The organism is Oceanospirillum sanctuarii, from assembly GCF_002150805.1.
GTDB lineage: Bacteria > Pseudomonadota > Gammaproteobacteria > Pseudomonadales > Halomonadaceae > Oceanospirillum > Oceanospirillum sanctuarii.
This window is the reverse complement of record NZ_MTBA01000001.1, coordinates 836,270-861,433: the sequence shown is the minus strand read 5'-3', so window position 1 is coordinate 861,433 and position 25,164 is coordinate 836,270. Positions and strand designations below refer to the sequence as shown.

General features: G+C 51.8%; 17 protein-coding genes. 12 read left to right on the top strand and 5 right to left on the bottom strand.

Annotated elements, in window-relative coordinates; genetic code table 11:
* Positions 1 to 140: 140 nt before the first annotated feature.
* From oppC to oppF, 3 genes are read left to right on the top strand one after another with little or no spacing between them, the layout of a single operon-like run.
* Positions 141 to 1,070 carry an oligopeptide ABC transporter permease OppC gene (gene oppC / locus BV405_RS03530; RefSeq protein ID WP_245832230.1) on the top strand — a complete coding sequence of 310 codons (930 nt, stop codon included), beginning with the start codon at positions 141 to 143 and terminating at the stop codon, positions 1,068 to 1,070.
* Between the two features lie 27 nt (positions 1,071 to 1,097).
* Positions 1,098 to 2,072, top strand: coding sequence for an oligopeptide ABC transporter ATP-binding protein OppD (oppD, locus tag BV405_RS03525; RefSeq protein ID WP_086479449.1), 975 nt, complete (start codon positions 1,098 to 1,100; stop codon positions 2,070 to 2,072).
* On the top strand, positions 2,072 to 3,115 hold the full coding sequence (gene oppF / locus BV405_RS03520) for a murein tripeptide/oligopeptide ABC transporter ATP binding protein OppF (protein ID WP_086479448.1): 1,044 nt from the start codon (positions 2,072 to 2,074) through the stop codon (positions 3,113 to 3,115). The genes oppD and oppF overlap by 1 nt, the downstream gene beginning before the upstream one ends.
* 261 nt (positions 3,116 to 3,376) lie before the next feature.
* Here oppF and BV405_RS03515 read toward each other — a convergent pair whose 3' ends face one another.
* Entirely contained in the window at positions 3,377 to 5,146 is a 1,770-nt protein-coding gene (locus BV405_RS03515) for an aminopeptidase P family protein (protein ID WP_086479447.1), read from the bottom strand.
* A gap of 373 nt (positions 5,147 to 5,519) precedes the next feature.
* Here BV405_RS03515 and BV405_RS03510 point away from each other — a divergent pair, with 373 nt between their 5' ends.
* Positions 5,520 to 6,845: a Na+/H+ antiporter NhaC family protein gene (locus BV405_RS03510; protein ID WP_086479513.1), complete on the top strand. Its 1,326-nt coding sequence runs from the start codon at positions 5,520 to 5,522 to the stop codon at positions 6,843 to 6,845.
* Between the two features lie 148 nt (positions 6,846 to 6,993).
* Here the strand turns inward: BV405_RS03510 and BV405_RS03505 are convergent, their stop codons facing one another.
* A complete protein-coding gene (locus tag BV405_RS03505) occupies positions 6,994 to 8,031 on the bottom strand; it encodes an AraC family transcriptional regulator (RefSeq protein WP_086479446.1) in 1,038 nt (345 codons plus the stop codon).
* 174 nt (positions 8,032 to 8,205) lie between these two features.
* Here BV405_RS03505 and BV405_RS03500 point away from each other — a divergent pair, with 174 nt between their 5' ends.
* Complete coding sequence (locus BV405_RS03500) at positions 8,206 to 9,675, top strand: coniferyl aldehyde dehydrogenase (protein WP_086479445.1); 1,470 nt, start codon at positions 8,206 to 8,208, stop codon at positions 9,673 to 9,675.
* Positions 9,676 to 9,749: 74 nt separating this feature from the next.
* On the opposite strand, the gene BV405_RS03495 is transcribed toward BV405_RS03500, so the two are convergent.
* Positions 9,750 to 10,655, bottom strand: a complete 906-nt coding sequence (locus tag BV405_RS03495; RefSeq protein WP_086479444.1) for a LysR family transcriptional regulator — start codon at positions 10,653 to 10,655, stop codon at positions 9,750 to 9,752.
* Positions 10,656 to 10,812: 157 nt separating this feature from the next.
* Between BV405_RS03495 and hutH the strand changes: the two genes are divergently transcribed.
* The 7 genes from hutH to BV405_RS03460 all read left to right on the top strand — a co-directional run bounded on the left by hutH (position 10,813) and on the right by BV405_RS03460 (position 20,988).
* Positions 10,813 to 12,324: a histidine ammonia-lyase gene (gene hutH / locus BV405_RS03490; RefSeq protein ID WP_086479443.1), complete on the top strand. Its 1,512-nt coding sequence runs from the start codon at positions 10,813 to 10,815 to the stop codon at positions 12,322 to 12,324.
* A 28-nt stretch (positions 12,325 to 12,352) separates the two neighbouring features.
* A complete protein-coding gene (locus BV405_RS03485; RefSeq protein ID WP_086479442.1) occupies positions 12,353 to 14,365 on the top strand; it encodes a urocanate hydratase in 2,013 nt (670 codons plus the stop codon).
* A 184-nt stretch (positions 14,366 to 14,549) separates the two neighbouring features.
* Positions 14,550 to 15,839, top strand: a complete 1,290-nt coding sequence (gene hutI, locus BV405_RS03480; RefSeq protein WP_245832225.1) for an imidazolonepropionase — start codon at positions 14,550 to 14,552, stop codon at positions 15,837 to 15,839.
* Positions 15,836 to 16,852 carry a formimidoylglutamase gene (gene hutG / locus BV405_RS03475; protein ID WP_086479440.1) on the top strand — a complete coding sequence of 339 codons (1,017 nt, stop codon included), beginning with the start codon at positions 15,836 to 15,838 and terminating at the stop codon, positions 16,850 to 16,852. Before hutI ends, hutG begins: the two co-directional genes overlap by 4 nt.
* A gap of 439 nt (positions 16,853 to 17,291) precedes the next feature.
* Complete coding sequence (locus tag BV405_RS03470) at positions 17,292 to 19,313, top strand: transglycosylase SLT domain-containing protein (protein WP_176330030.1); 2,022 nt, start codon at positions 17,292 to 17,294, stop codon at positions 19,311 to 19,313.
* Between the two features lie 183 nt (positions 19,314 to 19,496).
* Positions 19,497 to 20,174: a lytic transglycosylase domain-containing protein gene (locus BV405_RS03465; RefSeq protein WP_086479438.1), complete on the top strand. Its 678-nt coding sequence runs from the start codon at positions 19,497 to 19,499 to the stop codon at positions 20,172 to 20,174.
* Between the two features lie 331 nt (positions 20,175 to 20,505).
* Positions 20,506 to 20,988: a hypothetical protein gene (locus tag BV405_RS03460; RefSeq protein WP_086479437.1), complete on the top strand. Its 483-nt coding sequence runs from the start codon at positions 20,506 to 20,508 to the stop codon at positions 20,986 to 20,988.
* Between the two features lie 69 nt (positions 20,989 to 21,057).
* Here BV405_RS03460 and BV405_RS03455 read toward each other — a convergent pair whose 3' ends face one another.
* Both BV405_RS03455 and BV405_RS03450 read right to left on the bottom strand, forming a co-directional pair.
* Positions 21,058 to 22,107: a hypothetical protein gene (locus BV405_RS03455; protein WP_086479436.1), complete on the bottom strand. Its 1,050-nt coding sequence runs from the start codon at positions 22,105 to 22,107 to the stop codon at positions 21,058 to 21,060.
* Between the two features lie 12 nt (positions 22,108 to 22,119).
* Positions 22,120 to 25,164, bottom strand: coding sequence for a hypothetical protein (locus BV405_RS03450; protein ID WP_086479435.1), 3,045 nt, complete (start codon positions 25,162 to 25,164; stop codon positions 22,120 to 22,122).

The window sequence follows — 25,164 nt, the reverse complement described above, 5'->3', positions numbered from 1 at the left end:
TCTGATGATGCCTGTACACAGGCAGGGGATTGCTCGGTCTGAATTTAGCCTCCGGTACGGATATTGTGCCCAGCTTGATTTCAGACTGCAGAGCTTAGTGAGCAAAAAGGCACGTTTTTAAGGTTTATGACATGAAGATGATGAAACACAGCGACGCACTGGAGCAGTTTGCGGAGCAGCTGGAAACCGGTACTGAGCCGGAGATGGAAGGACGCAGTCTCTGGCAGGATGCTCGCCGACGTTTTTTTCGAAATAAGGCTGCAGTGCTAAGCCTGATTACGCTGACCGCGATGCTGCTGACGATTCTGCTGGGGCCCTGGATTGCGCCGTTCAGCTATGAAGATATCGACTGGGATGTGCTGATGGATATTGAAACCCTCGGCAGCCCCTCGCTGGCATCCGGCCACTGGTTTGGCACCGATCAGCTGGGGCGGGATATTTTCGCCCGAACCCTGCAGGGCGGTCAGATCTCTCTGATGGTGGGCATTCTGGGGGCGTTGGTTGCGGTATTGATCGGCACTATTTATGGCGCTGTGTCCGGTTATCTGGGTGGCCGCACCGATAGTGTGATGATGCGGGTGATCGAGATCCTCGATTCCGTGCCCTTTATGTTTATGGTGATCATGCTGGTGACGGTGTTTGGTCGCCATATCATTCTGATTTTTATCGCCATTGGCGCTGTCTCCTGGCTGAGCCTTGCCCGTATTGTGCGTGGCCTGACCATGAGCCTGAAACACAAGGAATTTATTGAGGCGGCAAAAGCCGGTGGCGTTAAAACTCCTGCCATTATTCGCCGTCATATCGTGCCCAATGTGCTGGGTATTGTGATGGTTTACTCCTCGTTGCTGGTGCCGGCGCTGATTCTGTTTGAATCCTTCCTCAGCTTTCTGGGGTTGGGTGTGCAGGAGCCTCAGACCAGCTGGGGTGCGCTGATCGCGGAAGGTGCCAGCAATATGGATGTCACCTACTGGCAGTTGGTGTATCCGGCAGCCTTTCTGGTGATCACCTTGTTCTGTTTTAACTTTATCGGCGATGGCCTGCGCGATGCGCTGGACCCGAAAGATCGCTGATCCCTCAATTATCTAAGGAGCTTTTATATGTCTCTGTTAACGGTTCGGGATCTTCAGGTCAGTTTCGATACGCCCGATGGAGAAGTGGTTGCGGTGAACCGGCTGAACTTTTCAGTGAACGCCGGGGAAACGCTGGGCATTGTCGGTGAATCTGGCTCAGGTAAAAGTCAGACAGCCTTCTCCCTGCTAGGGCTGCTGGCCGGAAATGGCCGGGTTTCCGGCAGTGCCCAATTTGAGCATCAGGAGATTTTGGGGCTGTCTGAAGCCGCCATGAATCATATTCGGGCGGAACAGATCGCTATGATCTTTCAGGACCCGATGACCTCCTTAAACCCTTATATGAAGATTGGTCAGCAGCTACGGGAGGTGCTGATGCTGCATAAAGGGATGAGCAAACGGGAAGCCCATGTGGAAGCCCTGAAAATGATGGATGCTGTTAAGATTCCTGAAGCGGCCAAGCGGATCAATATGTATCCCCATGAGCTGTCCGGCGGTATGCGCCAGCGCATAATGATCGCTATGGCGCTCTTATGTCGGCCAAAGTTGCTGATCGCCGATGAGCCAACAACCGCGCTGGATGTAACCGTGCAGGCGCAGATTATGACCCTGTTGCGAGAGCTGCAGAGTGAGTTTAATACCGCGATTATTCTGATCACCCATGACCTGGGTGTGGTGGCCGGTGCCTGTGATCAGGTACTGGTGATGTATGGCGGTCGCACCATGGAGTACGGCAGTACCGAACAGATCTTCTATCAGCCGTCTCATCCCTATACCCGGGGTTTGCTGAAGGCGGTGCCGAATCTTGAAAGCCGTGCCGGTGAGCTGAATACCATTCCCGGTAATCCGCCGAATCTGCTCAGCCTGCCGAAAGGTTGTCCTTTTAATCCTCGCTGTCAGGAATCCGTGGCCTCCTGTTTTCAGGATGCCCCTGAACTGATCAGCTTTACCGGTGGTCGCCAGCGCGCCTGCCATCTGTCACTGCAAGCCGAGGAGGTGGCCTGATGTCTCAGTTAGAACCCATTATGCAGGTCACAGATCTGAAGGTGCGTTTTCCGGTGAAAGAAGCTCGCTGGCCATGGCAGGAGCGCCGCTGGGTTAAGGCGGTGGATGGTGTCAGTTTCGATGTCTATCCCGGTGAAACTCTTGGCATTGTTGGTGAATCCGGCTGTGGTAAATCCACGCTGGCAAGGGCGGTATTGCGACTGGCTCCGGTTTCCGGAGGACGTGCCCTCTGGTTGGGTAAGGATCTGGGGCAGATGTCTGAACAGGCGCTGTGGCAGAGCCGTCATCAGATGCAGATGATCTTTCAGGACCCGCAGGCGTCCCTCAATCCGCGCATGACCGTCGGGGATATTATCGCCGAGCCATTGCATACCTATCACCCTGAGCTGTCGGCGGATGAGGTGCGTCAGCGGGTGAAGGAGATGATGCAGAAGGTTGGCCTGCTACCCAATGTGATTAACCGTTATCCCCATGAGTTTTCCGGTGGTCAGTGTCAGCGAATCGGTATCGCCCGGGCACTGATTCTGAAGCCCAGGCTTGTGGTGTGCGATGAGCCGGTCAGCGCGCTGGATGTTTCCATTCAGGCGCAGGTGGTGAACCTTCTGAAGCAGGTTCAGCAGGAGATGAATCTGGCATTGGTGTTTATCGCTCACGACCTGAGCGTGGTGAAACATATCAGTGATCGGGTGATGGTGATGTATCTGGGGCGCGTGGTGGAAACCGGCCTGACGGATCATCTCTACGATCAGCCTCAGCACCCTTATACCCGTGCGCTCTTGTCGGCGGTACCTGTGCCGGACCCGAAAAAAGAGCGAGAGAAGCAGATCGAGCTGCTGCCCGGTGATCTGCCGTCGCCGATCGATCCTCCGGCAGGGTGTGCCTTTCATACCCGCTGCCCGCAGGCGACCGAAGAATGTAGTCAGAAACGCCCAGAATTACAGGGTGACGAGCATCATCAGGTGGCTTGCCTGAAGGTGACTACGGTTACATCGGAACCGAATAAGGAGGAGGTGACTGACGCTGAAACTGCTGTGCTGAACTGATGCCTCTGTATCGGTGCCTGTTTGCAGGCATCGGTTGAGGAACCCTGATTTTTTAAGCCTTTTAGGAGGCTGAGTTTTCCCAATCCCTTTGGAGTTTGTCCCATGTAATCGCGGACCCAGCATGGGACTTTTTGGCCGGAGCACGGATCTGCTTGCGCGCTCTGGCCTCTTTTTTCTTAACTTGTCTCTGTATCCCACCACTCGATTGCTTTATCCACTCGCTAAAGGGCAGCGTCCCTGCTGCCGGTATCAGGCAGAGCGTCAGATCGCCTGTGTCTGTTCCGCCAGCCAGACTCGTTCTTCTTCATTCAGACCCGGTGCCAGTTTCTGATAAACCTGCTGATGATAGCGGTTCAGCCAGTCGCACTCGCTAGCTGTCAGAAGTTCTTTCATCAGAGGGCGCGTGCAGATAGGTGCCAGGGTCAGAGGTTCAAAGCGGTAGAAGGCGCCGAACTCTGTGGTGATATCTTCCACCACCAGCAGGGTGTTCTCGATACGAATACCGTACTGACCTTCCCGATAGATACCGGGTTCAATGGTAACGGTCATGCCAGGCTTCAGCGGTTCATCGATCCACTTCTGACTCAGACTGTGGGGGCCTTCATGAACATTCAGAAAGAAACCCACCCCGTGGCCGGTGCCGCAGGCGTAATCGATCCCTCTTTCCCAAAGTGGTGCCCGTGCCAGCGCATCGATCTGAGTCCCCCGGCAACCTTCACGGAAGCGGGCATTCGACAGGGCGATATGGGCTTTCAGCACCAGGGTGTAATCGGTTTTTTCCTGCTCAGACAGCTCGCCGAAGCTGAATGTCCGGGTGATATCTGTGGTGCCGTTGGTGAACTGGCCGCCGGAATCCACCAGAAAGAAGCTACCGGGTTCAACGGTACAGTCGGATTCCGGAGTGGCACCGTAGTGCATTTTGGCTCCGTGGGCTCGGTAACCGGCGATGGTGCGGAAACTCGGCTGCTGGTAGCCCGGAATCATACGGCGATAGGATTCCAGTTTTTCTTCAGCTCCCAGCTCGGTGACGCTTCCTGTGGAAACGGTCTGATCCAGCCAATGGGAGAAACGTACGACGGCAACGCCGTCATCGGTCATACATTTGCGGAAGTGAGCCTGTTCAACCTCGTTCTTGATCGCCTTCAGAGCGGTGGTCAGCTGTTGTCCCTGCTGCACCGATACCCCCTGAGGCACGCTGGCAAAAAGACTGTAGTTGGTGATCGCCGGATCAAGGCGCAGGACAGAACCTGTCGGAATCTGTTTCAGCTGCTGGGCACATTGATTGTAGCTATCCAGAGTCACACCCTGATCTTTCAGTTTCTGCGCCAGCTGCGGGCTGAGTTTTTCCGGACTGATAAAGAGCCAGCAGGACTCCTGACTGATCAGGGCATGACTCAGTACCAGCGGGCAGTAGGGCAGGTCGGTGCCTCTGAGGTTGAACAGCCAGGCGATATCGTCCAGGGCGTTCAGCAGTTGATAATCGCTCTGCTGCTCTTTCATGCAGGCGCGCAGTTGGTTCAGCTTGTCAGACAAAGAAAGGCCGGCAAAATCGACGCTGTGCTCAAAGGCTTCATCTTTCGGAATCTCCGGCCGGTCAAGCCAGATCATATCCAGCAGGTCAAAGTGAGAGACCAGCTTCATCCCTTTATCGGCAAAGCCTTTGGCCTGATTGGCTGACAGTGTTTCGCCATCAAAACCAACCCGGCTACCCGCTGGCAGATTCTGTTGCAGCCATTCTGCAGGTGTTGGTACGCCGAGATCGGCGGCGCGGAACAACCTGATACCGCTGTCTGCCAGTTGTTCTTCCGCTTGAATATAGTAGCGGCCATCGGTCCAGAGCCCCGCCTGATCCAGTGTTACCAGTACAGCGCCTGCAGTACCGGTAAAGCCTGAGATCCACTGCCGCCCCTGCCAGTGGGCCGCCAGATATTCGCTGCTGTGTGGGTCGGATGCGGGAATAAAGTAGGCATCCAGCTTTTGTTCCTGCATCAGCTGACGCAGTGCCGTCAGGCGTTGTGGAATGGTTTTCATGGTGTCTCCTTGGTCTTGGTTTTTTTATCAGTTCTATTTGTTATTTTTGTATTTGTATGTTGGATACAATTTGTTTTTGCGTCAATCCGGCGGCACAGGAATTACTGGAAATATTGCTCTGTCTGGTCTGTTATCAGGTGTGAGGGGATCAGGTTGGTAAAAAGGACTGATGGACTTGGTTCAGATTGATGAACCTGAAGGTGATGTGTAGGGATCTGGATGAGAATTTTTTATAGCGAAATTGAATAAAGATCATCTATTAAATGGTTATTTCGCAATAAGCAAAGATTATTAGTCATTTGTGAGCCGATACGTATAATGCGCTGCCTTGATGGTAAGTCACCCTGTTAATTCACTGAGTTGTGAGTTTGAAATGAAAAATAATTCTGTTGTGCAGCCCTCCGCACTGGCCCTAGTGCCTATGCTGCTGTTTTTGTCGCTGTTTATCGGCAGTGGCCTGTATTACCAATCCATCGGAACGGATTTCGCCTTCTATCAGATCTCGGCACCGGTAGCGATTCTGCCTGCTATCGTGCTGGGTCTGCTGCTGGCTAAAGGTGCGCTGAATGACCGCATCGAAACCTTTATTAAAGGTGTGGGCGATAACACCATTATCACCATGGTGCTGATCTACCTGCTGGCGGGTGCGTTTGCATCGGTTGCCAAAGCTGTAGGCGGTGTGGATGCGACGGTTAACTTCGGTCTGAGTGTGATTCCGCCATCTCTGGTATTGCCGGGTCTGTTTGTGATCTCTGCTTTTGTGGCAACGTCCATGGGCACCTCCATGGGTACGATTGCGGCGATTGCCCCGATTGCTCTGGGCCTGACGGAAGCCACTGATCTGCCACTGCTGCTGACCATCGGTACTGTGATTGGTGGTGCGATGTTCGGTGATAACCTGTCGATTATCTCGGATACCACCATTGCCGCAACCCGTACTCAGGGTTGTGAGATGAAAGACAAATTCCGTCTGAACTTCAAAATTGCGCTGCCTGCGGCGATTCTGACCCTGATCTGGTTGTTTGTGCAGGGTAGTGGTGCTCAGGTTGAAGCACCGGGCGAGTACAGCTTTATTCAGGTGCTGCCTTATATTGCCGTTCTGGTTCTGGCTGTGAGTGGCCTGAATGTGATGCTGGTGCTGTTCACCGGTATCATTCTGGCAGGCGGTATCGGTCTGATGCAGATGGAAGCCTTTACACTGGCAACCCTGTCTAAAGAGATCTATGCCGGTTACACCGGTATGCAGGAGATTATGATCTTGTCCCTGTTTATTGGTGGCCTGGGCGCGCTGATGAAGTCTCAGGGCGGTCTGGAGTGGATCGGTAAGCAGATCGACCGTATCAGCAACAAGGGTGACGGCCACAATCCCCGTGCCGGTGAAGTAAGCATTGGCGCTTCTGTGGTGCTGACTAACCTGTGTACCGCAAACAACACGGTTGCCATCATTATTGCCGGTAGTCTGGCGAAAGATATCGCCACCCGTTATGGCGTAGACCCACGTCGCAGCGCGAGTCTGATGGATATCTTCTCCTGTGTGGTACAGGGCATTATCCCTTACGGCGCACAAATGCTGCTGGCAGCTTCTATTGCAGGTATCTCTCCGCTGGAGCTGGTAACAGCGGTTCAGTACTGCTGGTTGCTGGGTGCTATGGCGATCGTATCGATTGTTCTGGGCTACCCGAAAGCGAAAAACGCTTAAGCCCTGGTTTTATAGCTCTCACCTGAGAGCTAAAAAAGAGGCTCTGATCGCTGAAAGGTGATCAGAGCCTTTTTTATGGCTGGTGGTTTGAGGGCAAGGTTATTTGAGGTTTCTGTTCAAACCGAAGAGTCGTCAAACCAAATAATCGTCAAACAGAAGACTGCTTCTGCCAGTCAGATGGGCTCAAACCAAACCACTCCTTAAAGCGGCGGCTGAATACTGCAAGCTCCGAATAGCCCAGTTGAAGGGCTAAGGTCGTCAGGGATACCTGCCGCTGCTGAAGCTGGCGCATCGCCTCTTTTTTTCTGACCTCTTCCAGTAGCTCCCGAAAGCTGGTGTGCTGATCTTTCAGTAAGCGTTGCAGTTTTTTGGGATGCAGACCGACACAGGTAGCGACATTCTCTTTGTTACATTCTCCGGTGGAGAGCAGCATACGAATGGCGCTTTCTACCTGATCCAGTGCCTGTCGCTCCGGATCGTCATTGTGACTGGTGGCAGATGCGGAAAGTGCTTTATCCAGCAGTTGATCGATCAGTTTGTCGTTAATGGCGGGTTTCAGGGCCAGTACCGATGCAGGGAAGTAGAGAGCATCGTATTCAGCATCAAACACCAGATCGCAGTTAAATATCTGCTTAAAGAGGGCGATGCTGCCTTTGGGAGCAGGTTGTCGCAGGCTGATGCGGTGGATTTTGCATTGCGGGCCTGCTAACTCCTGAAACACTTTATGGATTGCGCCCACTGTTACCTGCGCCTTTTGCGGATAATCAGCACCGCTTTGGCTCAGGTTGATAAAACGCAGCTCGCACTGATCCTCGTTTGAGGCTGGCTGATCGATCTGGCTCAGATGCAGGGCGAGTCCTTCCACATGGAGATAGAGATACTTCTCGGCGATTTTGAGTGCATCCAGCACACTCTCCTGGCGGGACATATAAGCGCCCATTAGCCCCAAAGTAGCGATACTCTGCTTCTGACTCAGTTTGAGGCCAAACACAAGGTCGTCCGAGGCTTTGGCTCCCAGCTCCACCGTAGTCAGATAATCCTCATAACGAATAAAGCTGTCCGGCTCCCGCAGCTGAGAGGGCAGCAGCCCCACCTGTTCCAGCAGGGTATTGGGGTTCAGGTTGTAGCTGCGTACCAAATCGGTAAAACCTTCCAGACTAGCAGCGCGTATAAAGCGTTCCCGCATTGGCGTATCCTCGGGGATGATGGACGGAGCGTACTTGGTTTTTTGATGATTTGAATAAAAGCGATGTCCTGAATAATCAAACCTGTGTCCCAAATTATCAAGCCCTAATTACCGGGATCAGGGATAGTAGGCTTATTCGATCAACCTTTGGCCGTTGGCCTGCGAGGACGGACTATGAACACTTCGGTACAAGATAAAGCACTCTTGGAACCTCAAATTTCTGATTTTCAGGCCTCAGACTATCCGGAGCTGGCGGCAGCACTTGATCTGCAGCGGGCGGCGTTTCGTGAGCACGGGCAGGAGAGTTATCAGCAGCGCCGCGAGAATCTGAGCAATCTTAAGCGCCTTCTTCTGGAGAACCGTGAGCAGATTGTTGAGGCGATCAACAAGGATTACGGTAACCGTTCCTACCACGAAACCATGATTGCCGAGATTATCACGGTGGCAGACGATATCGATCACACCCTGAAAAGTCTGAAAAAATGGATGAAGGTTCAGCGCCGTAAGATCGACTTTATGCTCTATCCGGGAGCGAAAAACCGCGTTATTCCTCAGGCGGTGGGCGTGGTTGGCCTGATTATTCCCTGGAACTTTCCCCTGAACCTGAGCTTTTCCGGCCTGTCCGCAGCTTTTGCCGCCGGTAATCGTGCCATGGTGAAGATGTCAGAGAACTCCATCCATCTAAGCGAACTCCTGATCCAGCTGGTGCCGAAGTATTTCTCTGCGGACAAGCTGCAGTTCTTCACCGAGACCGGCAGCGTGGGCATCGCCTTTTCAAAACTTCCTTTTGATCATCTGATGTTTACCGGTTCCGGCCAGACAGGCCGTAAAGTGATGGCGGCAGCGGCAGAACATCTGACGCCGGTTACGCTGGAGCTGGGTGGTAAATCTCCGGCGGTGATTGATCCGGAATATCCGCTGGCTAAAGCCGTTGAGCGCCTGATGTTTGTGAAGCAGTTTAACGCCGGTCAGATCTGCACCACGGTGGATTATGTTTTTGTCCATGAGCAGCAGCTGAACGCTTTTGTGGCTGAGGTAAAACGCTGGGTGAGCCAGCATTGCCCGGATATTCACAGTAAGGATTACACCTCTGTGATAGATGATCGCGCTTTCCAGCGCCTGCAGGAGACACTGGATGATGCCCGTGATAAAGGGGCAGAGGTGATCAATCTGACGGGACAGGAGCCGGATGCGGCCACTCGTAAGTTGCCACTGACCCTGGTGTTGAACTCAACGGATGAGATGATCATTGACCAGCGGGAGACCTTTGGCCCGATTCTGATGGTGAAAACCTATACCGATCCGCAGCATGTGATCGATTACGTCAACGACCGGGATCGACCGCTGGCGCTCTATCCCTTCAGCTACAACAAGTCACTGGTAAACCGTTATATCGGTAACATCCTCTCCGGCGGTGTGTCTGTGAACGATGCGCTCTTCCACGTGGGGCAGCATGATTTGCCGTTCGGCGGTATTGGTGGCAGCGGTATGGGGCATTATCACGGTTATGAAGGCTTTCTGACCTTCTCCAAGCTGCGTCCAGTCTTCTATCAGGCGCCGTTCTCCGGTATGAAATTCCTGATGCCGCCTTACGGTAAAACCGCTGACCGTATGCTGGGGCTGATTGCTAAGCTCAAACTTTAGGCTCCGCAACTTCAGTAAAACCCTGCTGAGTCTCACGCTCGAGTGCTCAGCAGGCTCTGACTACTATCAGTGGGTTATGACTTCAGGTCACTATGGCAGCGTTTTAATTCATGAATCAACTCTTTGATCAGTGGTGTTAAAACTGCATTCTTCAGCGTGATCAGCATCACAGGGATCTCGTAATGATACTGCTCTGGCAAAATCGCTTTTAGCTGACCCTTTTCGACCCATTGGTTTGCATAATGCTCTGGCAGATAACCGATAAACCGTCCAGACAGCACCATGTGTGCAATGCCCTGATCATGGTATGCCGTGGCGGTATTCTGATAGTTCAACCCGTCATTTCGGGTTTCTTTATCTCTCAGATAGTGGCTGGAAACAATTTCAGCTTTTTGTAGCAAGGCTTCACGGGCGTCATCATCACAATCAAACAATGGATGCCCTTTAGAGCAATACAGATAGTTCACTTCGTCCTGTAACGGGTAGTAGTCCAGCCCCCGAATATGATGACGGCTCACACCCAGTCCCACCATAGAACGCCCGCTAATAACTGATGTTTCGACCTCTCTTGCTTCACACACGTTGATTTCAAACTGAATGGAATCGCTTTTATCTCTGAGGGCTGCAATCGCTTTTGAGATTCCGCAGCGCGGATCGTTAACCAGATTATCAATGGTGGCGATGGTGACACGCCCGGTCAGCTCATCTTTGGAACTGGCAACGGTCGCTGCAAAGGCTTCGCACTGTCTGAGCAATTCGAGACTTGCCTGATAGGTGATACGTCCGGGTTCTGTGATCTCAAAACCGCTTCGTCCACGCTTGCATAGAGTCAGGCCCAGTCGGATCTCAAGGTCTGACAGATGAGAGCTGATGGTTGAGCGGCCGATGTTTAACCTTGATTCCGCTGCCGATAAACCGCCGGATTCAACAATTGCGACAAAGATTCTCAGGAGTTTTAAGTCGACATCATGGATCTGCATATAAGAAGTTCTCTGGCTGCGATGCAGCGCTTGTCTTTTGTTCGGTAACTTTTGTTCGGAAAATCCGGAATAACGCTCGGATATTCTTTATCTATAAAACTTAAGTTGCAAGATATAGTTCTCCCAGCTGCTAAATTTTCACCGGAGAACTATAAAAATGACGTTTAAATACGGGATAGATGCGCTTAATGTTGAATTGGTCAACGGCATCGCCAATGGCTCTGTTGAAACTGAGCTGTGTCAGGAAGCAAAAGACAAAATCAACACCAGCCGTAAAAATGTTGAGTGTATGGCAAGCTCAGATTCTGCGGTATATGGCATTAATACCGGTTTCGGCCCTCTGTGTGATACCCAGATCTCTCCTGCTGAGACCAATCTGCTACAAAAAAACCTGCTGATCACCCATGCGGTTGGCGTAGGTAGCCCCATCGACAAATCCATCTCTAAACTGATGCTGATCACCAAAATTCACGCATTAAGTCAGGGATTTTCGGGTATTCGTCTTGAAGTCGTTGAGAGAATGCTCAAATTTTTAGAGCTGGACCTGATTCCAGTTGTACCTGAGCAGGGTTCAGTGGGTGCTTCAGGGGATCTGGCACCACTTTCACATCTGTTTTTACCGTTAATCGGTGAAGGTGAGTTCTGGCTGGGTTCAGAAACGGTACCGGCGATTGCTCTGTTAGAAGCTCATAACTTAGCGCCTATGGAGCTTGAGGCTAAAGAAGGGCTGGCGCTGATTAATGGCACTCAATTTATCCTGTCTCACGCCATTACCGCTCTGGTTAAAATGCGTTACCTGCTGGATTTAGCAGATTTAGCAGGGGCTATGAGCATTGAAGGTATGCAGGGAAGTTCTTCACCTTTCAGAGCAGAACTGCACCAGACCCGACCATTTCCGGGCTGCGTGGAAGTTGCTGCCAGAATGCGGGGCTTTTTTGAAGGTTCCCAGAATATGGCATCGCACACCAACTGTGATCGCGTACAGGACCCTTACTCACTGCGTTGTATTCCTCAGGTGCATGGTGCATCCCGAAACGCCTATAAACACCTGAAAGAGTTAGCTGAGATTGAAATGAACTCAGTGACGGATAACCCCATTGTGATCAGTCAGGAAGAGGCCATTTCCGGCGGTAGCTTCCACGGTCAACCTTTGGCGATGGCATTGGATTATGTGTCTATTGCGGCGGCTGAGCTGGGTAATATCGCCGATCGTCGTTGTTATTTACTGCTTGAAGGCATGCACGGTCTGCCAAGAATGTTAACGGAATCCGGTGGTTTAAACTCTGGCCTGATGATTCCTCAATATGCCACCGCAGCTTTAGTCACTGAAAACAAATCACTCTGTTTCCCCCCATCGGCAGACAGCGTACCAACCTCAATGGGGCAGGAAGATCATGTCTCTATGGGCAGTATTTCCGGTCGTAAACTCAATCAGATCCTCGGCAATCTGGACAAGATTCTGGCCATTGAGCTGATGTATGCCGCCCAGGCGATCGATTTCAGACGCCCTAATAAGTGCTCAGAGAAAATCGAGCACAACCATCAGATTATCCGTAGCAAAGTCGCCAAATTGGAAGAAGACCGACTGTTAAAACCTGACATCGACGCCATGATCAAGCTGGTTCAGACACAGGCGTTCTGTGTTGATTCATCTGTAGACCACGCTTAAACCGGGAAAACATAAGGAGACGCTGACAATGAATGATATCCATCTTTTTCAACAAACAATTAAGCAAGGCATCCCTGCGAGTTTACCCGCTGCAAAGCCGTACCCGGAAAACGCCAATCGGGCACCGAAACGAAAAGATATTTTAAGTCCGGAAGAGAAACAGCTGGCCGTGCGTAATGCGCTGCGTTACTTCCCGAAAGAGTGGCATGCAGAACTGGCCCCTGAGTTCGCGAAAGAGCTGAACGACTATGGCCGGATCTATATGTACCGCTTCAAGCCTGAACACTCCTTAAAAGCGCGCTCAATCGAGGATTATCCGGCTAAGTGCCAGCAGGCCGCTGCGATCATGCTTATGATCGACAACAACTTAGATCCTGCGGTGGCTCAGCACCCGGAAGAACTGATCACCTATGGCGGCAATGGCGCGGTATTCCAGAACTGGGCACAGTATCTTCTGACGATGAAGTATCTGAGTGAGATGGAATCGGATCAGACGCTGCACATGTATTCCGGACACCCGATGGGTCTGTTCCCTTCTTCTGAAGAAGCACCAAGAGTCGTTGTGACGAACGGCATGATGATCCCGAACTACTCCAAACCGGATGATTGGGAAAAATTTAATGCTCTGGGTGTGACCCAATACGGCCAGATGACTGCCGGATCCTTTATGTACATTGGTCCGCAGGGCATTGTTCACGGTACAACGATTACGGTGATGAATGCCTTCCGTAAAGTTCTGAATAAAGGTGAAAGCCCGAAAGGTAAGATCTTCTTAACCGCAGGTCTGGGCGGTATGAGTGGTGCTCAGCCTAAAGCGGGCAACATTGCTGACTGTATTACTGTCTGTGCAGAGGTGAACCCTAAAGCGGCGATCAAACGTCATGAGCAGGGCTGGGTAGACGAACTGGTTGATAATATGCCGGATCTGGTTGCCCGTGTTCGCAAAGCACAGGAGAACGAAGAAGTTGTCTCCATCGCCTTTATTGGTAACGTCGTCGACGTTTGGGAAAGCTTCCTGGCTGAAGATATCTTCGTTCATTTAGGTTCTGACCAGACCTCACTGCATAACCCCTGGTCAGGTGGTTACTACCCGGTAGATATCAGCTACGAAGAATCAAACCGTCTGATTCGTGAAGAGCCGGAAGTCTTTAAAGAAAAAGTACAGGCCACTCTGAAACGCCACGCCGATGCGGTCAATAAGCATACGGCTAAGGGCACCTATTTCTTCGATTACGGTAATGCCTTCCTGCTTGAAGCATCGCGTGCAGGCGGTGATGTGATGGCTGAAAACGGTATCGACTTCAAATATCCGTCTTATGTTCAGGATATCCTTGGGCCGATGTGTTTTGACTATGGTTTTGGCCCCTTCCGCTGGGTTTGCACTTCAGGGAATCCGGATGATCTGGATAAAACCGATGAGATTGCCGCCAAGGTGCTGGAACGCATCATGAGGAATTCTCCGGAAGAGATTCAGCAGCAGATGCAGGACAACATCACCTGGATCAAGGACGCGAAACAGAACAAGCTCGTGGTTGGCTCTCAGGCTCGTATCCTCTATGCCGATGCACAGGGCCGGGCAGAAATTGCGCAAGCGTTTAATGATGCCATTAAAGCTGGTGAGATCGGGCCTGTGGTATTAGGCCGTGATCATCACGATGTCAGTGGCACCGACTCCCCTTACCGTGAAACGTCAAATATCTATGATGGCAGCCGCTTTACCGCGGATATGGCGATTCATAACGTGATTGGTGATGGCTTCCGGGGAGCAACCTGGGTATCGATTCACAATGGCGGTGGTGTTGGCTGGGGTGAAGTGATCAACGGTGGCTTTGGTATGCTGCTGGATGGTTCTGAAGCCGCTGAGCGTCGACTGAAAAATATGCTCTTCTTTGACGTAAACAACGGCATCGCACGACGCAGCTGGGCGCGGAATAAAGAAGCCAATTTCGCCATTCAGCGCGAAATGGAACGCACGCCTAAACTGAAAGTCACTCTGGCAAATCAGGTTGATGATGGCTTACTCGAAGGCCTGAATTTCTAACCTTTTGATAGCTGGTAACAGAATGCCATCCGTTTAACGGATGGCATTCAAATTCAGTATCACCTGCAATTCCAAGCACCTGCAATTCAAAGCACCCAAATTTGGGGGGCGAACCAGAATACCCCCTCCTTATCGCGAAAAGAAAGTAGCGATAAGAAAGTAGCGAAAAGAAAGAGAGTGCCTCATGACAATAACGGATACCGTGATGAATCAGAACAATGCTGGTACTCATCGCTGTGACCTTTTAATACACAACGTGTCTTTGGCGACAATGGATTACGAAGCGTCAGACTCCGCATCACACTATGGTCAGTTAGAGGATGGTGTGTTGGCTGTCACAGCTGGGCGTATCAGCTGGGTCGGGGCCGCATCAGAAGCTCCGGAGTTTGAAGCGACTGAGCGGCTTGATGGGCAGAGAGGCTGGCTGACACCGGGACTGATTGATTGCCATACTCACCTGGTATATGGCGGCAGTCGTGCCCGTGAATTTGAGTGGCGTTTACAGGGTGTGTCTTATGAAGAGATCGCCCGTAAAGGCGGTGGCATTGTCAGTACCGTGACCGCCACCAGAGCAGCTTCTGAGGAAGAATTGTTCGCTTCAGGTTTAAAGCGATTACAGCGTCTGATGGCTGAAGGGGTAACAACGGTAGAGATCAAATCAGGGTATGGCCTTGATACAGAAACTGAGCTGAGAATGCTGAGGGTGGCTGGTCAGCTGGCAGAACATACCGGGCTGACGGTCAAGCGAACCTTTCTGGGAGCTCATGCGGTTCCTGCCGAGTACAAACATGACCCGGATGCCTATCTGGATATTGTGATCAATGAAATGCTGCCTTTAGTGGCAGAGCAGAAACTGGCAGATGCTGTGGACGTGTTCTGTGAAGGCATTGGCTTTTCACCAGAGCAAACCCGACGTTTATTCGAAGCAGCGGTAAAACACGGTTTGCCAGTAAAAGGGCATGTTGAGCAGCTGAGTGATCTCAAAGGCGCGGTACTGGCGGCAGAGTTTAATGCCCTGTCTGTCGATCATCTGGAATATCTGGCTGAAGAAGATTTACCGGTATTAAAACAGGCGGGAACCGTTGCAGTGATGCTGCCGGGAGCCTTCTATTGTCTGAAAGAGACTCAGCTGCCACCGATAAAAGCCTTGTTTGAACATAATATTCCCGTGGCAGTCTCCACGGATCTGAACCCGGGAACATCTCCCATAGCCTCTTTGCTGCTCTCGATGAATCAGAGCTGTGTGTTATTTGGCATGACTCCGGAGCAAGCACTGGCAGGCACCACCTGTCATGGCGCAAAGGCACTGGGGTTAGAAAACAGCAAAGGTGTGCTTAAAGTGGGTTATGACGCCGACCTGGTGTTGTGGCCAATCGAGCATCCCAGTGAACTCAGCTACGGCATTAATATGCACCGCCCGTCAAAAATCTGGCTGGCGGGGCAAGACTCGGAAAGAAACGGAGTGAGTCAATGACCTGTAACCCCGCAGATATGACGGTATGGACTGGTCGGGTTGATAGTGAAGAGACCGGTGTCAGCACGCGCTGGCATCAGGAAATCAGCCCATTACCCGCAGATACTTTTGAGGCCGAAGGTTTTGAGCTGGATGGTTTTGAACCAGATGCTATCGCCATTCTGGGTTTTGCCTGCGATGAAGGCGTACGCAGAAATAAAGGGCGACAGGGGGCTAAAGAAGGCCCTGCTGCCATTCGTCGGGCATTGTCCAATGCCGCCTGGCACCTGCCGGTTAAGGCTTGGGATGCCGGTGATATCAGTTGTGATGATACCTCTATGGAAGTCGCGCAAAGTGAACTGGCGGCTAAAATCACCTTCCTGCTGGATAATGAGCTGAAGCCTGTTGTACTGGGTGGTGGCCATGAAATCGCCTGGGGCAGTTACCAGGGCGTGGCACAACATATTTACGCTAAAGAGAAGAGTGCCCGTATTGGTATTGTCAATCTGGATGCTCATCTGGATCTGCGAAATCCGGATATTCAGCCCAGTTCGGGTACGCCGTTTCGACAGATCGCTCAATGGTGTCATGCCAATAACAAAGAGTTTAATTACTACTGCATTGGCGTCAATGAAACAGCTAATACTCAGGCGTTGTTTGAATTTGCCCATGAGCAGGGCGTCAAATGGCGTCTGGACCGTGATTGTAAAGCCACAGATCTGGAAGCCATTCGACAGGACATAAAAGACTATCTGGCAGAGCTGGATTACCTCTATCTGACGATCTGTCTGGATGCATTCAGCGTGGCTGTAGCTCCGGGTGTAAGCGCGCCGTCCGTTATGGGGCTGGATGCGGTGACCGGGTGTGAAATCATCCGCCTGATCCTGCAAGAAGCCGCTGCAGCGAATGTTCAGGTGGTACTGACTGATATCGCTGAGTGTAACCCGTTGCTGGATGAAGATCAGCGCACCGCCAAACTGGCCGCTAGGCTGGTGGCAGAGATTAGTCAGGAACTGACCCGGGCAACCGATTAAAGGCAACTGATGGATATTTTCCGAAAGGCTTTGTCCGGTTTGTCTGAACAAAAGCACGGTAAGGAATCTGTGAAGAGCGCACTAGGGTATATCAGCAAACCTGAAGCAGCGTTTAGCTGTTTCAGGTTTATTTTTATGGGGTTATGTCATCCGGTCACGCTTTTTTGTAGACTCTTTTGAAACCTGCGTTTGAGCTATTGTTATATTTCTCTTACATTATTATTTGAATGTCAGGTTTTCAGACTGATTTTACTTAAGCTGAACGTCCGTTATCGCGTGTTGATGTGTCTCTTTCAGTGGGAAATTCAGATCCTGTAGTTAAGGATATTTATACCCAAGGGAAGGTTTCAGGATAGCGGCTGGTTCCGAACGGGATCAGGTTTCAGGGAGCGTTAAGGAGACACCGATGCATCAGCAGATACAGGGCAGGTGGCCCGCCTTGTTCAGGCAGGCCCGCCGACTGAATTTTATTCCCCGAGCCATCGTTTTTGGTCGTAACCAGCTCTTGGGTACGGCGGCAGCGTTACTTGTTGTTTCCCAGCCGGTTTCGGCAGCCCTCCATAACAACGCTCAACTGGCAGAACAGCGTCAGTTATTTGAACAACTTTCCGATCAGGTGGCTAAAGGCCGTCTGTCTCAGGTGCGCCAGAATCTGGATGCACTGGATGCCTATCCCTTAAAGCCCTATCTTGAAGCTCAGGTGATTTCCCGTCAGTTGGAGTCTCTGGGGGCAGAGCAGATCAACCGCTTTGTTGAACAGAATATGCACCTGCCGGTGACGGAAGGTTTGCAACAGAAGTGGCTGAATACGCTGGCCGCCCGTAATGATTGGGCGGGTTATCGTCAGGCTTATCAACTGTTTCAGCCAAGGGGCAATCATTACAAGTGCCTGATGCTTAAAGCTGATATGAAGCAGGGCATTCTGGCAACTCAGCTGGAAAAGGTGGCAGAACTCTGGGTGCAGGGGGAGTCACAACCCAAAAGCTGTGATTCTGTTTTTGCCTACTGGCAGCGTCGTGGTGGACTGACTTCGCCGGTTGCTGAGATTCGCTTCTGGAACGCGGTACGGGAACGCAATTTCTCGTTGGCTCGATACGCCGAGAAAAAGATCGACCAGCCGGATGGCAAGCGCAATGCCCGTCTTTTGTGGCAGGTGCGTAGTAACCCTGAGCGCTGGCTGAAACCGAAAACCTTCTCCCCGAACAATCATACCCATCGCATTATTGTTGACTACGCTGTGCGTCGTTTGGCGCAAAAAGATATGCGCTTAGCGGCCCGTCGCTGGTTGTCCTTAAGGGATCATCTGAACTTTACCCCGGAAGAGAAAGCAGAGCTGAATCACTATCTGGGGGTTCGTCTGGCGTTGCGCTTCTATGATGATGCACCGGAGCTGGTGGCAAAGATTGATCCGGATTTTCAGGATATTGAGATTACCGAGTGGCGTATCCGTCTGGCGCTGAGTCAGCAGAACTGGCCTGAAGTGCAGGCGCTGATCGCTAAATTGCCAGAGGAAGAGAAGATCACCAGTCGCTGGCGCTATTGGCAGGCGGTAGCGGAGCAGAATATATCAGGTCAGACGCAGGATCAGTTGTTTGCCGAGATCGCGGTAGATCGTAGCTATTATGGTTTTCTGGCCTCGGAACAGCTTGGCCAGCCATTTAACCTGAACTATGAGCCGGCTAACTTCTCCGCCAGTTTGCAGCAGGGGCTTCTGCTGTTGCCATCGGTTCGCCGCATGTACGAACTGGTGCAGCTGGAAGAGTTTGAATATGCCCGTCAGGAGTGGAATCTGCTGTTCCCGACTTTAGATGATGAGCAGAAATATGCCCTGTCCCATCTGGCGGGTAGTTGGCAGTGGCACTCTCAGGCGATTGCCGGAGCGGCGCTGATCCGCAAGTGGAACGATCTGCAGCTGAGATTTCCGCTAGAATACGCAGATCTTTACCAGCAATTCTCTGACAAGCAGAAAATCCCCCTGAACTGGGCATTGTCGATTACCCGTCAGGAAAGCGCCTTCAATCCGCTGGCGCGTTCCGGTGTGGGGGCTATGGGGCTGATGCAGCTGATGCCGAAGACGGCAAAGCAGACCGCTAAGAAGATTCGTCAAAGCCTGAAAAAGACCAAAGAGCTTTATAATCCGGCGACTAATATCGCACTGGGCACCGCTTATCTGGCGCAGATGCTGGATCGTTTCGATGGCAGTCGTATCTACGCCACAGCCGCCTATAATGCTGGCCCATATCGGGTTAAAAGCTGGCTGAAAAAGCGCGGTCATCTTCCTCTGGATATCTGGGTAGAAGTGATTCCTTACGAAGAAACCCGTATCTATGTTCAGCGCGTACTGGAATACGGCGTGGTTTACGACATGATGGCTAATCGCCCAACCCGCCTGCTGGACGATAATGAGCGTCAGCTATTGGCGTTAAACCTGCCGGAAAGTGGTGAGGTGGTGTTGGATTAACAGGGTTTGAGTCTGCAGACCCGATCCCCAAAAGGTGGCTACGAGCCACCTTTTTTCTTGCCTGAAACTCTACTATTAATCTCCCAGAACAGCCCCTTATATCAACAAGCCAGGGAACCCCGGCGCTTTGACATAGACTAATAGCAGGTCATTGTGATTCTTCCTGAAGGTGTGTGATCGGTTATGTGGTTCAGAATCGGTAAGCTCTACAAAAACTACAAGCGCCTTAAAACCGCTTATGGCGTGCTGAAAAAAAGTTTTAAAGCGGGGCGTTGGTTGTTTGGTGCCTATAAAAAGCGTTCTGCCAAGAAAAAAGAGCAGAGCAATGAACGCCAGTACGAGCGTGATGAATATGTTACCCGTGAGCCAAAAGGCTGGCAGGAGAAGGCTTCTGAGAAAGTCAGAGGCTGGTCGGAGAATGCTAAAACCAGCAAGGGCTGGCAACCACCGAAAAGCGCCGCCCCCTATCTGAACAGTATCCGTAAGGCGGAGCAGCAGCAGGGAATTCCTGCAGGTGTTCTGGCACGGCTGATTTATCAGGAATGCCGCTATCGTGAAGATATTATCTGCGGCAAGGTGGTGAGTTCTGCCGGAGCGGTTGGGATCGCGCAAATTGTGCCTCGTTGGCATCCGGAAGCCCGCCCGTTAGATCCTGAGCACAGTATCTTCTATGCTGCCCGATATCTGTCTCAGCTGAATCGCCAGTTTAACGACTGGCCAATGGCACTGGCGGCTTATAACTGGGGGCCGGGCAATGTCAGTAAAGCCCGAAAGAAATATGGCCGGAGCTGGCTGGAAAAAGCGCCGAAAGAGACCCGTAACTATGTCTCTCAGATCGGGCAGGATACCGGTCTGTTATAATTTTCCCGAGAAAACCCTTCCCTACAGCTCCGTATCGTGAGCTGCTTCTCTTTTCCGCCTCAGGTTTTAGTGGATCGGTACCAGAAGCCGATAAATCCTTGATAGAATTCCTGCTCTAATTTGACCCTGTTAAGGATGAACCATGGGTTTTGTGCCTGCCGTTGTGAAGAAAACGCTAAAAACGCCCGTTATTGTATCTGTCGCAGTTTTATTTGTTTTGGGCTTGTCTGCCTGTACTGGGATTGATATTCCGGCTTATTAAGGGCCTAACGAGCGATCATCAGTATCTTATAGGGGCGCTCCTGTCTCTCAGCTCAGTTTCTTTTCCTCCATGGATACCGGCAATTTGGCGGTGCGCTTTGATCTGAACCTTGATGAAGAGGTTGTTTACCGAAATGGTGAGAAGGATTATGCCAATGTGATCCGTGAGTTTCGGCTGATCCGCAAAACTTCAGAATCGATGCTCGGGTATGACTTCAAAGCTGCTGATCCCGTCTATCCGTCCTATGTGGCTGACTATCAGTACGACATCACTAAGCCCTTGCTGATTGGGCGCTGGGAATATGATGCCAGCGGTTGTCAGGTACTGCTTAGGGACAAAGCAGGTAAGTTGTTGATGCGGCTTCAGGGACGAAAAGGTCAGCAAACCCTGAATTATAAGCAGGGTGGGCTGCATACCTCTCCGGTAATGATCTTTGAAATTGCTGAACGATCCGATAGCCCGCTACTCAGTAAGCCTGAGTTGGCGGAACTATGGCAGAGAGGTCACCTTTATGACGATGGCAAGCAAGCCCGTTGTGACGGGAAGTGGTAAAAGCTCTCTATAAAGACCGAAAAGCCCGCAGTTGCGGGCTTTTCCTGTTTTGGAGGTAGAGAACCGCTATTATCGAGCTGGCTCTGCAGTACTCAACTCATCCATTAGCTTGGCTGAATTATCAGATGCGTCACCTGCATCAGGAGTGACAGTTTTTTCTTCAGCGTTATCCGCGCCGCCATTGTAGCTAGCAGAAAGCAGTAGTACCTGAGCGATCAGCAGAGCAAAGCGCATAAAGGCAACGGCGAAATACATGACAAAGAAGAGCGACATCAGATCAAAGAAGTTCTCCTCATAAAGGAACGCCTGTAAGCCGTTAAAGGCTAATGGAATCAGGATAAGTGCCGCCAGCCAGCCCAGAGGTTTCTTATTCAGATTGCGCAGGCGTTTCACCATAATCAGTAAGGAAAAGCCCAGACTGGCAAGGGTGATTACCAGAATGGCACCGTAGACCAGAGTCATACTCAGATAATGGCCGAAGATGTAGAGCGCCATTGAGAATACCAATGAACTGATCACCAGAGCTGTGCCCAGCAGCATAAAGCCCCACATATACTGAATGGCGTTGAACTGCTTTTTAGCGGGCAGATTCGGGTTAAGGCGTACCAGTGGGTGCCCCGGCTGATAATGCTTTAAGCCTGAGCGAGCCAGCATCAGTAACTGAAAAATCAGCCAGACCAGAAAGAGAACTCCGTAAATGAGCAGCGTCAGATAGACATTCGGGTGAGCCAGCTCCATATCTTTCAGATTGGGTGCCAGTGAGATTATCGACAGATTGCAGAAGCTGATCAGGCCAACAGGAGCTGCCAGCCAGCGTCCAAAGGCTCGGGCACTCAGCATGACACACAACACCAGGACAAGAGGATCGAAGTAAAGGTGTGGGCTGAACAGAGTAATTATCAGGTCGAATACCTGATAATTGTTATCCATAAAGGCTGAGTCGTAGGAGGGATAGAGAAACTGTCCGCCGTACAATCCGACAAAGTAAAAGGTAGAGAGCAGGCTGAGCCCCATGAAATAGCGATCACGGTCCAGCTTCTGAGTTTTGGACTCCTTGCCCATAGTCTGGCTTTGGCCGAACTGATCCCGCCAGAAGATATCCTTAAATAGCGTTAACATGGTTTTTCCTTCTCAGCTCAGCAGCTTGCGCATACGTTGGGTTTCTTCCTGAATATCGTCTTCATCATGGGTGTAGTTTCGGTAATCATCTTCAAAGAACTGCAGGAAATCCTCCAGCAGATTGTGCTCTTTTAACCACTTGGCCACCGGCAGCTCGTGACACCACTGTTCAAAATCCTCATGGCCGGTATGACCGGCAGCAAAGGTAGCCCGTGCCCGCAGAATCGGGTAGGTATGTTCGTTGATACCCAGCTCCGGAATCATTTCCCGCAGAAATTCGCCCACGGTATCTTCCGGGGTATCCAGCAACATGGTTTCCAGATAATCGGCGTACAGCGGCCCGTAGCTGACATCGTGGCGCAGCAGAGCTTCGGCAGCGTAGTTACCATAAGGCACATCGTCCACGTACCAGGCGTTGCCGTGATCCTGCTCTTTTACCCAACGGATCTGACCCAACAGGTAATGCTCCAGCTCCTGCCAGGCTTCCAGTTCCACCGCTTTGGCAAACAAAGGCTCCAGGAAGTGGTATTGGTTAAGGTCCAGATAGCCATCCCTGTACATCACCATGCCTTCCATAGGGTGACGGAAATAGCCTTCCAGCTCTGCTTCAATGGCGACCAGTTCCTGGCTCTTAAAACTGTCGTTAAACGTGCGCTCAAAGGTGATGATGGCGATATCCGGGTCGATCTCCACCTTATGAGACAGCACCTGCAGGAGCAGCAGCATGTGATTCGCTTCTTTGGTATCAGACAAGCTGGCGATACGTTGGATCACATCGTCAAAACGTTGCTGGGCTTCTGCCAGAAGCACTTTACGCCGAGGCAGCAGATGGGCTGGCAGAGACGCTAGAACGATGTCATCCGGGCGGGGATCCGGCCATTGCTTTTCTTCCGGCTCGTCATCGTCCCAGTCGTCCTCGTCTTCATCTTCCCATTCGTCGTCACAGTCGTCTTCGTCATCGTCCTCATCCCACTCTTCTTCCGGGCCCATAGGCGCGGGCAGACTGTTGTAAAAAACGGACCATTCCGGGGTTTCACCATGCTGCTTTTCCAGCTGAGGGATACCGGTATGGGCAAAGAAGAATTCGTGATCCGGGTCGATGGCATTGAGATAATCACCGATCAGACCAAGCCAGCGGATATCCGACAGCCCAAGCTGCAGGGCGCAATCCGCCAGGGCCGGTTTGCCGTCGTAGTTTTCCCGGCCGTGCAGGGAAATGGGATCCGTAAAGCAGTAGTCGGCCCCGTCGTAGGCGTTAAAGGCTTTAAGCAGGCGGGCCATCAACTGGTCGGCACCACTGAGTTTGATGACCCTGCTGAAAAACTCCTCTTCATCCCAGAGGTTTTCGCCATCGCTGAACACCAGTGTCAGGCTTGAGCCGTTGCACAGAGTATCGATATCTCCCTCAAAACGTTGGCACAGATGCTCAAGGGCGCGCAGCAGAGCGGCATCATCGTGCAGATCATCCACCTGAATGATGTTTTTACCCAGCGCCGCCAGCTCAAGCTTCTGTTCGGCGGTTTGGTTCTCAGCCTCCGACCAGTGCTGGTTCCAGTAAACTTCCTGCTGTGTCAGCACCTGAAAATCAGTCATGCCTGCACTCGGGCTTTGCTGGTGGTTCAGTAGCGTCAGCTGTTCGGCCGACAAGCTCAGCACACTGAAGCCAAAGTGGTCTTCAAATAGCAGGTAGGAAGTATCACTGCCTGCAGACGTGTTTACAGAGGCGGACAGATCCGCCAGCGCCATCAGTGTGGATTCACCGCCAACCTCAGCCAGTCGGTCCGTGGGCGTTTTTTCAGGCTCCAAACGGTTGATCGGTGCAGCGCCCATAATGGGGGACCGCCAGATCGTGTCGCCGTCCTTGCTCAGCACCAGTTTGCGGCAGCTGTCGCCCCAGCTTACCCAGAGCGGGATCTCTGTTTCGCTGCTTTCTTCTCCAGAGCTTTCTTGATCAGATGCTGGGGATACTTCCGGCAGTACTTCATCAGCAAAGCGGATAGCGGAGATCAGGTTGATAAAGTCTTCCTGATCGCTTTCATCTTCAGGATCAAAGCCTGAACGAAAACAAGCGTTCAGATCCTCTGTTGTGATAAGACGTACCGGAACCTGACGCACCACTTCCTGCCACGGACGGGAGCCCTGTTCCAGTGTGTTAAAGGCGTTCAGATCCACCAGATTGATACAGTTGATAATGCCTGCATCTGTCACTTCAATCTGCATCGAAGGCAGGGCCATAAGGCCGGTTTGGGCATTTACGCTGATGCGGGGTTTTTCCGGAGTCCAGTCTTCCGGCGGTGTTTCCAGATCCTGAGCACGGAAGAGCAGTTTGTCACCGGCTTCGTTACGATCAATCCGGATCAGGTACTGCAGCGGGTGGTATTCATCATCGGTATAACGGGTCTCCCGGCTGGCCATCAGGATGATGCTGTTATCGGGACCGGCAAACAGCAGATCGTTAAAACGCAGATCATAGATCGGCTCTGCATCAGGATATTCAATATCCTCCGGCTCATCAGCGTACCAGTCCAGGGTAAAGCTCTGGTCGCGGCTTAAGGCTCCAGCCTGATCAAATGCCCAGAACTCCAGCCGGTGAACATGTTCCCCCGGCAGCTGATAAAGCACCACCAGTGTCTGCCCGTCGGAGAGTACTTCTGCCCGGACATCACTGCCGAAGTGCTGCAGTTCCTGTGTCTGCATGTTGCTCTCGTCCAGCAGTGTCAGGCAGCCGTTGGTGTCGTAAGCCACACGGCACAGCTCACGGCCGGGCGCCTTGTTAAAATAACCGCTCAGCTGCACGCTGCCTTTGGCCCGCATCAGGGTGGCAAAACCGGTCAGCGCCGGGCGCAGCTGCTGTTCTGGGGGCTTTTGTTTTTCTTCCGACTGTTGTTTTTCTACCGACAGTTGTTCTTCGGCCTGTTCGAGCTTCAGACGGTACAGCTTAGGAGCGCCATTCTCCGGATCGATCGCCATGATCTGAGGGATAAGGCTGTCTATGGCCTGTAAGGCTTGAGAGGTCTGATTAGCCGCAGTCCATCCGGCATTAAAAAAATAGGGCAT

Bases quoted from the DNA above. Each gene is read 5' to 3' on its own strand.
- BV405_RS03500 (WP_086479445.1), top strand. From the start codon at position 8,206: ATGAACACTTCGGTACAAGATAAAGCACTCTTGGAACCTCAAATTTCT.
- BV405_RS03455 (WP_086479436.1), bottom strand. From the start codon at position 22,107: ATGTTAACGCTATTTAAGGATATCTTCTGGCGGGATCAGTTCGGCCAA.
- oppF (WP_086479448.1), top strand. From the start codon at position 2,072: ATGTCTCAGTTAGAACCCATTATGCAGGTCACAGATCTGAAGGTGCGT.
- oppC (WP_245832230.1), top strand. From the start codon at position 141: ATGAAACACAGCGACGCACTGGAGCAGTTTGCGGAGCAGCTGGAAACC.
- BV405_RS03465 (WP_086479438.1), top strand. From the start codon at position 19,497: ATGTGGTTCAGAATCGGTAAGCTCTACAAAAACTACAAGCGCCTTAAA.
- BV405_RS03485 (WP_086479442.1), top strand. From the start codon at position 12,353: ATGAATGATATCCATCTTTTTCAACAAACAATTAAGCAAGGCATCCCT.
- oppD (WP_086479449.1), top strand. From the start codon at position 1,098: ATGTCTCTGTTAACGGTTCGGGATCTTCAGGTCAGTTTCGATACGCCC.
- hutI (WP_245832225.1), top strand. From the start codon at position 14,550: ATGACAATAACGGATACCGTGATGAATCAGAACAATGCTGGTACTCAT.
- BV405_RS03495 (WP_086479444.1), bottom strand. From the start codon at position 10,655: ATGCAGATCCATGATGTCGACTTAAAACTCCTGAGAATCTTTGTCGCA.
- hutG (WP_086479440.1), top strand. From the start codon at position 15,836: ATGACCTGTAACCCCGCAGATATGACGGTATGGACTGGTCGGGTTGAT.
- BV405_RS03505 (WP_086479446.1), bottom strand. From the start codon at position 8,031: ATGCGGGAACGCTTTATACGCGCTGCTAGTCTGGAAGGTTTTACCGAT.
- BV405_RS03460 (WP_086479437.1), top strand. From the start codon at position 20,506: ATGGATACCGGCAATTTGGCGGTGCGCTTTGATCTGAACCTTGATGAA.
- BV405_RS03515 (WP_086479447.1), bottom strand. From the start codon at position 5,146: ATGAAAACCATTCCACAACGCCTGACGGCACTGCGTCAGCTGATGCAG.
- BV405_RS03510 (WP_086479513.1), top strand. From the start codon at position 5,520: ATGAAAAATAATTCTGTTGTGCAGCCCTCCGCACTGGCCCTAGTGCCT.
- BV405_RS03450 (WP_086479435.1), bottom strand. From the start codon at position 25,164: ATGCCCTATTTTTTTAATGCCGGATGGACTGCGGCTAATCAGACCTCT.
- hutH (WP_086479443.1), top strand. From the start codon at position 10,813: ATGACGTTTAAATACGGGATAGATGCGCTTAATGTTGAATTGGTCAAC.